Source organism: Streptomyces sp. NPDC057302 (genome assembly GCF_042667685.1).
Taxonomy (GTDB): Bacteria; Actinomycetota; Actinomycetes; order Streptomycetales; family Streptomycetaceae; genus Streptomyces.
In genome coordinates, this window is record NZ_JBHUZJ010000019.1 from 113,113 (window position 1) to 119,709 (window position 6,597).

At 68.7% G+C, this 6,597-nt stretch carries 7 protein-coding genes; 3 read left to right on the plus strand and 4 right to left on the minus strand.

What is annotated here, in order from left to right:
* Positions 1-6 precede the first annotated feature (6 nt).
* The 4 genes from ACFUPX_RS16755 to ACFUPX_RS16770 all read right to left on the minus strand — a co-directional run bounded on the left by ACFUPX_RS16755 (position 7) and on the right by ACFUPX_RS16770 (position 3,682).
* The gene (locus tag ACFUPX_RS16755) at positions 7-834 is read right to left on the minus strand and encodes a MarR family transcriptional regulator (RefSeq protein ID WP_383322065.1); all 828 of its coding nucleotides are present in this window, start codon (positions 832-834) and stop codon (positions 7-9) included.
* A gap of 250 nt (positions 835-1,084) precedes the next feature.
* Positions 1,085-1,951, minus strand: a complete 867-nt coding sequence (locus tag ACFUPX_RS16760; RefSeq protein ID WP_383322069.1) for a phosphotransferase — start codon at positions 1,949-1,951, stop codon at positions 1,085-1,087.
* 125 nt (positions 1,952-2,076) lie between these two features.
* The gene (locus ACFUPX_RS16765) at positions 2,077-2,391 is read right to left on the minus strand and encodes a hypothetical protein (RefSeq protein WP_383322072.1); all 315 of its coding nucleotides are present in this window, start codon (positions 2,389-2,391) and stop codon (positions 2,077-2,079) included.
* A 151-nt stretch (positions 2,392-2,542) separates the two neighbouring features.
* Positions 2,543-3,682: a PucR family transcriptional regulator gene (locus tag ACFUPX_RS16770; protein ID WP_383322075.1), complete on the minus strand. Its 1,140-nt coding sequence runs from the start codon at positions 3,680-3,682 to the stop codon at positions 2,543-2,545.
* A gap of 86 nt (positions 3,683-3,768) precedes the next feature.
* On the opposite strand from ACFUPX_RS16770, the gene ACFUPX_RS16775 reads away from it, so the two are divergent.
* From ACFUPX_RS16775 to ACFUPX_RS16785, 3 genes are all read left to right on the plus strand, one after another.
* On the plus strand, positions 3,769-4,824 hold the full coding sequence (locus ACFUPX_RS16775; RefSeq protein WP_383322078.1) for a ferredoxin reductase: 1,056 nt from the start codon (positions 3,769-3,771) through the stop codon (positions 4,822-4,824).
* A 7-nt stretch (positions 4,825-4,831) separates the two neighbouring features.
* Positions 4,832-5,950: a fatty acid desaturase family protein gene (locus ACFUPX_RS16780; RefSeq protein ID WP_383322080.1), complete on the plus strand. Its 1,119-nt coding sequence runs from the start codon at positions 4,832-4,834 to the stop codon at positions 5,948-5,950.
* A 225-nt stretch (positions 5,951-6,175) separates the two neighbouring features.
* The gene (locus ACFUPX_RS16785; RefSeq protein WP_383322083.1) at positions 6,176-6,454 is read left to right on the plus strand and encodes a hypothetical protein; all 279 of its coding nucleotides are present in this window, start codon (positions 6,176-6,178) and stop codon (positions 6,452-6,454) included.
* The last annotated feature ends 143 nt before the right edge of the window (positions 6,455-6,597 follow it).

The following is a 6,597-nucleotide window of genomic DNA, read 5'->3' on the forward strand; positions in this document are numbered from 1 at the left end:
TGCTCGTCACTGGGACCCCGCGGCCACCAGCGTCGCGGTGATGGGTTCGAGCTCGGCGACCAGCTCATCCAGCTCGGCGGGAGACAGCGCGCCGTACGGCGGGGCGGCGAGCTCGTCGGTAAGGGTTTCGATGCGTTGCTTGGTCTCGCGGCCGGCGTCGGTGAACCGGCCGTCGGTGTCGACGAGTTCGCGCTCACGCAAGCCGTCCATGACCGCCGCCAGCCGCTCCTTGGGCAGGTGATGGATGCGCCCGAAGGACTCCGGCGGGTGGATGTCCATGTCCAGTGCGGAGAGCACGTGGGCCTCTGTGCCGCCGATGCGCTCGCCGACGAGAGCGGCGATGTGCCCGTCACCGCGGTGCTCACGCAGCATGGTCGCGGAATGCCACAGCCGGGCGACCGGGTCGCTCGGCACCGCAAGGGTGCGCATCCCGGCGTACATCACCCGGCCTTCTGTGGGCGCGCTCGTCGCAGCTTGGGTGGCCAGGTCGGCGGCGCGCACCAGGCCCGGGGAGCCGGCCAGTTCGCTGCCGAGGATCCGCCGCAGGGAGGCCAAGCTGCCCCGCTCCCGTGCGGCGAGGGACGCCTCGGGCGGGATCGTCTCCCACGCGCTCGGGATGTGCCGCGCGGCCTCCCCATCGGCGAAGTTGTAGAAGGCCGCGTGCACGACCTGTGCCGGTACCTGCCCCAGCGGCGCGGCGCGGCTGGCGAAGTAGCCGTCCCAGTAGGTGCGGTGGCCGAGCGCGGCCAGCTCCTCGTTGCATTCATCTGCGAGGAAGGTGACCAGGCAGATCGGCTCGAGGAGCTCGTACATGCGGCGGGCACTGTGAGTCATGGCTGACATCATGCCTGCGGTCGCGCCCCGTTGAGCAGGATGGCGGCACTTCGGTCAGCACCTGTTCCGGGCCACGCTAGTTGGCGCTCATCGGGCTGTGCGTCCTGTGGCTCGCAACGGTCTGGCCACGCTTGCTGGCACCGCCTGGCCCATATTTGGCACGCACCGGGTTGCAACGGCGACCGTCTTGTCGCATGGCTCCTTGCCGCTTTCTCGCGGCCTTCGCGGCCTTCGCGGCCTTCGGTGATTTCTACGGGCCGCTCAGTCGCTTGTTCATCGTGTCGAGTGTCGGCCAAGGAGGACCCTTGTGCAGTGCGCGCAGGAATCCTTCTCCGAATCGCCTCCTGTTCGGAAACTGGTCGCCAAGCTCCCACCGCCACGCGGCGACCATCGCAAGGACGAGCTGTCGGCACTCGTCCAGAAGGCCTTGGTCGACGTTCGGGTAGTGCTCGCAGACCGCCTCGGGGACATGGGCGAGGTCGAACTCGACGGGTCCGCGACAGCAGGTCTCGAGGTCGATGAACAACGGGCCGTTGTTCGTGCTGAGCACATTGCCTGGATGCGGCTCGCCGTGGAGCAACTGCTCCACGCCGCCGCGCTCGTCGATCGCCCGTCGCAGGCTTGCCAGCCTGCCGCTGAGGAAAACGCGGTCTGTGTCGGCGAGCTCCGGCGAGCGATCCGGGTCGGCGACAACCTCTTCCGCCTCCGTGATCCGGTCGGTGAACCTCGGGCTCGGCACATCGACCTTGCGCATGTCGGCGTGCAGCTGCTCCAGCGCCTTGGCGTAGTCGGCTGGTGAGGTGTGAGGTGTCACGGGCTCGCAGTAGGTCCACAGCGTCACTGCGAAGCCATCGCGCGTGTACACGCGTGGCTCCGCCCGAGGCTCCAAGGGGCACATCGGGCATCCGACCGCGGCGAGCCGCTGGGCGAGCTCGACTTCGAACCGTGCAACCTCTTGCCCCACAGGCGCGACCCGGGCCAGGACGTCGCACGGCGAAAGCCGCAGTGCCAGCTTGTTCGAGTTGTGGAGAACGATCGCGTCGTGGGTCGGCAGGTCGAGCGACGCGGCGATCGAAGTCGCAGCCGCGATCGCACGCGTGACGTCGGTCATCTCCATCCTCGAATGTTGGCATAGGTGAGTGAGGGCGGTGCCAACACGTGAGCGCCCGTCAGACCCGGCACGCGGTCTTGAGCCGAATGCCGGATTCAGTCGCGAACTCATCGCGCAGGCATGCAATTTCTTCACACTTCCCACGCCAGCTGCACGACTTGAGGTGGCACCGTTGATCGACTGGCGGGCCGGACACTCCGCGTCCGCATCGGGGGGACTTCCATGCGTACGCGTACTGCTGCAGCTTCGGCCGTTTTGATCCTGTGCACGGTGATGGGCTCGGCGGCCTGTTCGTCGTCCTCGGACGGCAACCCGTCTTCGGACACCTCGACCTCGGAGGAACAGGACAAGAGCCAGCGCCAGGCGAACAGGAGCGCCCCCGATACCGATCCCTCGGCCTGCGCGACTTCCAGCGAGAAGATCCCGGAAGGCTGCGCGGTCGACATGGATGTAGCCGAGGTGGAGCAGGCAACCCCTGCCACGGAGCCGCCGGAGACGAATGCCACGTGGGCACCCTCGACGAAGTAACTGCACCTATGGCGCACGGCCCGGTCCGGATGACTCCTTAAGACGATGCGTGATCGGTGGAAGTACGCGTCAGCTGACCCGAAGACCGAGCGCCAGCGTCAGCTCAAGGACGCGGTGAGGCAATGCGAGATCCGGAAACAGCTCCCGCAGCTGCGACATCCGGTATCGGACTGTCTGGGGATGGACGAACAACGCCGCCGCCACCTCGTCCCGCCTGCCCTGGTGCAGCAGCCACTCCCGCAACGTCTCCTCCAGCCGCCGTGCGGTCGCGGCAGGCAAGGTCCGCAACGGTGCGAGAGCTCGGGCACGCAGGTCTGCGAACGCGTCCGCGTCGGCGCTCAGCACCAGCTCGGGCAGGTGGTCCTCGGTGTCGCGAATATCAGAGGACAGCAGGCGCGCGCGTACGGCTCGTGCGTACGAGGCGGACGCACGAGTCCATGGCCGGGCCGGGCCGACCACGGCGGTGCGGTCGGTCAGCTGCCTGAGGAGGTGTGATCGGTCGGCATCGGGGACGAGCAGCACCCCGGTGGCGTCCGGCAGATCGTCAAGGACGAGGGTGCCCGGGTCGAGCGTGCGGTAGGCAGGCCGGGCCTGGGCGGCGGGCAGCAGGACCGCGGTCAGGGAAACCGGAGGCTGCCACCCGGCCCGTTGAACAGAGGCCAGCAGCACGTCCGGGTTCGCGTCGGCGAGGAGGTCGCGGGCCAGGTGTTCCAGGTGGCGCTCGTGGGCCCGGCCCCGGGCGGCCAGCTCGTCGGCATGGCCCGCGGCGCTCGCGGCGGAGAGCTCGTCGATGTAGGCGAAGGTCAGTTCGGCGAACTTGGCGACCTCGGCGGCAGGCAGACCTGCGGGTACGGCACCCGCTGCCAGGCATCGCCAGGCCACGCGGGCGCCGACACGGTAGGCACTGAGCAAGGCGTCCATCGAACGGCCGTCGCGCACCTCGCCGCGGCCCAGCTCGTAGGCTGCGTCACCGGCGTCGCCGCCTGTGGCGTTCTGGCTCGCGAGGTCCAGGTAGTGCCCCAGGGCGGTGCGGACGGCTCGGCGGATGGTGGCGCCCATGCGGCCCGAAAGAGCGTTGGCGTAGGGAGGGACCTCGTCGATGATCGCCTGGACGACCTCGTCGGCGGTGCTCTTCAGCGCGGCCCGAAGTACGGTGACCGTCGTCTCATCCAGGGCCAGCTCACTGGCCTTCCGGACTGCATAGCTCATTTTTTGTTCCCTGCGAACAATTCAACCGACCAGATTCACGTCCTGCGGTCAGGACTTTACGCCCTGAGGCGCATCAAGCTGAAGCCATGACGAGTGCAGCCCTCCGTAGCAGGGCTTGGAAGCTGCTGGAGACGATCACGACGCCGCTGCTGCCGTCGGACTACCTCGACCTGGTCAGCCCGCTGCGTGCGGGCGCTGACCTGCGTGGTCGCATCGAGGCCGTGCACCCCGAGACGGGTGACGCCGCGACCATCGTGATCAGGCCGGGGCGGGGCTGGCGCGGCCACACAGCCGGTCAGTACGTGCGGATCGGAATCGACGTCGACGGGGTGCGCCTGTGGCGTGCCTACTCCCTCACCTCGCCGACCAACCGCCCGGACGGCCGCGTCACGATCACCGTGAAGGCGATCCCGGACGGCAAGGTCAGCAACCACCTGGTCCGCAGGGCGAAACCGGGCACGCTGATCCAGCTCGACCAGCCGACCGGTGACTTCGTCCTGCCGCGGGCCACGCCCGCCAAGGTGCTCTACCTGACGGCCGGCAGCGGCATCACGCCCGTAATGGGCATGCTGCGCGACAGCGAGCTCGACGACGTCGTCATGGTCCACTGCGCGCCCCAGCCGCACGACGTGATCTTCCGCACCGAACTGCACGACCTGGTCGCGGACAAGAAGCTGCGGCTCACCGAGGTGCACACCGACACCGACGGCATGCTCGACATCGCCCGTCTCGACGAACTCGTACCCGACTGGGCCGAGCGCGAGACCTGGGCCTGCGGGCCCGCGGGCCTGCTCGACGCCGCCGAAGAGCACTGGAGCGAGCACGGCGTCCCAGAGCGCCTGCACACCGAACGCTTCCGCCCCAGCATCGTGGTCGCCGGCGACGGCGGCGAGGTCACGTTCAGCGCTACCGGCAAAAGGGTCGACACGGACGGCGCCACGCCGTTGCTGGACGTCGGCGAGGAGGCAGGCGTGCTCATGCCCTCCGGGTGCCGCATGGGCATCTGCTTCGGCTGCGTCACACCGCTCAAGACGGGCGCCGTCCGCGACCTGCGCACCGGCGAGATCACCGAGGCCGAGCCAGGCGTCCTCATCCAGACCTGCGTGTCCGCCGCGGCGGGCCCTTGCGACATCGAACGGTAGGAGCACCTTGACCGCCATCGACCCCACCGCCCACCTGACCGCGCAGCAGATCGAGGAGCTCGGCCGCGAGCTGGACGCGATCCGCGACGAGGTGATCGCCGGCCGCGGCGAGAAAGACGCCGCCTACATCCGTCGGGTCATCTCGGCGCAGCGCAAGCTCGAGCTGGTCAGCAGGGGCGTGCTGCTGTTCTCCATTTTCCCGCCCGCCTGGCTGATCGGCACCGCCGGCCTGTCCGTGGCGAAGATCATGGACAACATGGAGATCGGCCACAACATCCTGCACGGCCAGTGGGACTGGATGCGCGACCCGAAGATCCACTCCACCACCTGGGAGTGGGATCACGTCTCGCCGTCCGAGCAGTGGAAGCACTCGCACAACGAGCTGCACCACACGTACACCAACGTGATCGGCAAGGACAACGACCTCGGCTACGGCATCATGCGCGTCGACGAGGACCAGAAGTGGCACCCTCTCCACCTCGGCCAGCCGCTGTGGAACTTCATCAACGCCTGCTTCTTCGAGTACGGCATCGCAGCGTACGACCTGGAGCTCGGCAAGAACCTGGACAAGCGCCGGCGCAAGAGCCCGGAGTTCCGCGCACGCGCCAAGGCCGTGGGCCGCAAGATCCGCAAGCAGGTGCTCAAGGACTACGTGATCCACCCGCTGCTGTCGGGCCCGTCGTTCCTCCCCACGCTCGGCGCCACGTTCACCGCGAACCTGGTCCGCAACATCTGGACCCACTCGGTGATCATGTGCGGGCACTTCCCCGAGGGCGTGCAGGTCTTCGAGCGCCGGTCGATCCGGGGCGAGACGCGAGGCCAGTGGTACCTGCGCCAGATGATGGGCTCGGCGAACATCAGCGGCAGCAAGGCCATGCACTTCATGACCGGCAACCTGTCGCACCAGATCGAGCACCACCTGTTCCCCGACCTGCCGAGCAACCGGTACGCCGAGGTCGCGGTGAAGGTGCGCGCGCTGTTCGAGAAGTACGAGCTGGAGTACGTCACCGGGCCGCTGCCCAAGCAGGTGTTCTCCGCGTGGCACAAGGTCTTCCGGCTCTCGCTGCCGAACAAGAAGCCCAAGGTCACGACGCCGGGCCGCGAGCAGGAGCTCATCGCGGCCTGACTCCCGGTTCTGGTTCAGATTCTTCGGCCGTACTGGCGACACCGCCGGGTTCGGTGAGGTCCGATGCGGATGGTGGGCGGGCGCGGAGGCTGCGGCACTCTCAAGAACCGCGTCAGGTCCCACAGTCAGGCTGCGCGTATCACTCTTTAGGCCAATTGGGGAAGGCGGAGTGGTCTCCACCGATGTGAGCCCACCAGCTGCGGAATGATGCGTTCCATGCGAACCATGAAACGCGTTCTCCTCGCGGCTGCGGCCGCGTCGTTGCTGGTGGCGAGCCACGGCGCAACTGCCGCGGCCTCCGCGCCCGTACAGTCCGTACAGCCCGTACCCGTACGGTCCACGCCGGCAGCCGGGCCGGGCTGGCACCACGTGGCGGACTTCCCTCCGGCCGAGGAGAACCGCTGTCATGAGCGCGGCCGGTGGTACTTGGAGAACGGCGTACGCACCTACGAGTGCAGGGCCGCCGGAGTCTGGGAGTTGTGGGTTCTCACCGAGCCCTCCTGACCAGGGCCGGGGCCGGATCGTTGCCCTCACGGCGGTGCCCCTGCCCGGCGTGGGGGGGCGGGGGGGGGCCCGCCGCCGGGGGGTGGCCCGCGGCCCCCCCCCCCGCGGGGGGACGGAGGGGGGGGCCCCCCCCGGGGCGGACA

What these genes read in the sequence shown, in the direction of transcription:
- ACFUPX_RS16785 (WP_383322083.1), top strand. Translation starts at nt 6,176, where the DNA reads ATGAAACGCGTTCTCCTCGCGGCTGCGGCCGCGTCGTTGCTGGTGGCG.
- ACFUPX_RS16765 (WP_383322072.1), bottom strand. Translation starts at nt 2,391, where the DNA reads ATGTCGACCGCGCAGCCTTCCGGGATCTTCTCGCTGGAAGTCGCGCAG.
- ACFUPX_RS16755 (WP_383322065.1), bottom strand. Translation starts at nt 834, where the DNA reads ATGACTCACAGTGCCCGCCGCATGTACGAGCTCCTCGAGCCGATCTGC.
- ACFUPX_RS16760 (WP_383322069.1), bottom strand. Translation starts at nt 1,951, where the DNA reads ATGGAGATGACCGACGTCACGCGTGCGATCGCGGCTGCGACTTCGATC.
- ACFUPX_RS16770 (WP_383322075.1), bottom strand. Translation starts at nt 3,682, where the DNA reads ATGAGCTATGCAGTCCGGAAGGCCAGTGAGCTGGCCCTGGATGAGACG.
- ACFUPX_RS16775 (WP_383322078.1), top strand. Translation starts at nt 3,769, where the DNA reads ATGACGAGTGCAGCCCTCCGTAGCAGGGCTTGGAAGCTGCTGGAGACG.